The following is a 630-nucleotide window of genomic DNA, read 5'->3' as shown; positions in this document are numbered from 1 at the left end:
TTATATATTTTTCAAGAAATGAAGAAAAGTCCGAAGATGGATTATACCGTAAGCCCCCGACCATCCTACCTATTTCACCGTAAACTAAAGCGAGATAATGTTCATGATTTTCAGTAAATGGACATTAACATGGCAACCAACAAACCCAAGCGCAAGACCTACAGTGACGAATTCAAAGAATTTCTAGTCCAAGAAGCGATAAGCTCAGGACGGTCTATTGCCAGTATCGCCAGAGACAACGGCATCAACCAGAACCTATTACACAACTGGAAACGTGAACACAAAGGAAAACAATCCCAAACTGATCAACTACCCGCACGCATCGACAACAACGCCACCAGCAACCACTCAACATTCATCCCTATCAACGTAACGTCAGAACCAAACCATGAGCAAATCACCGATTTCATCACAGCCGAATCATCAGTCCTAACAGGTATAGAACTACAAATTCCCACCCACAATAACAGCTACAACGCAAAGCCCATAAAACTCACCATCGACCAAATTGACCAATATAGCCTCATCGAACTACTGCGGGGGCTACAATGAATCAACTTATCAACCCCCAACAAATCTGACTATCCGCCACTCCCATGGACATGGGGTGTGGCAGTAACAAATTATTCG

Annotated in this window: 1 protein-coding gene; it reads left to right on the top strand. The window is 43.5% G+C overall.

The window, feature by feature from the left end; genetic code table 11:
- Positions 1-129: 129 nt before the first annotated feature.
- The gene (locus tag MA2_RS10790) at positions 130-552 is read left to right on the top strand and encodes a transposase (protein WP_082781991.1); all 423 of its coding nucleotides are present in this window, start codon (positions 130-132) and stop codon (positions 550-552) included.
- The last annotated feature ends 78 nt before the right edge of the window (positions 553-630 follow it).

This window comes from Moraxella atlantae NBRC 14588 (assembly GCF_001591265.1).
GTDB classification, from domain to species: domain Bacteria; phylum Pseudomonadota; class Gammaproteobacteria; order Pseudomonadales; family Moraxellaceae; genus Faucicola; species Faucicola atlantae.
This window is presented reverse-complemented; position numbering and strand designations above follow the sequence as displayed.

What these genes read in the sequence shown, in the direction of transcription:
- MA2_RS10790 (WP_082781991.1), top strand. Translation starts at nt 130, where the DNA reads ATGGCAACCAACAAACCCAAGCGCAAGACCTACAGTGACGAATTCAAA.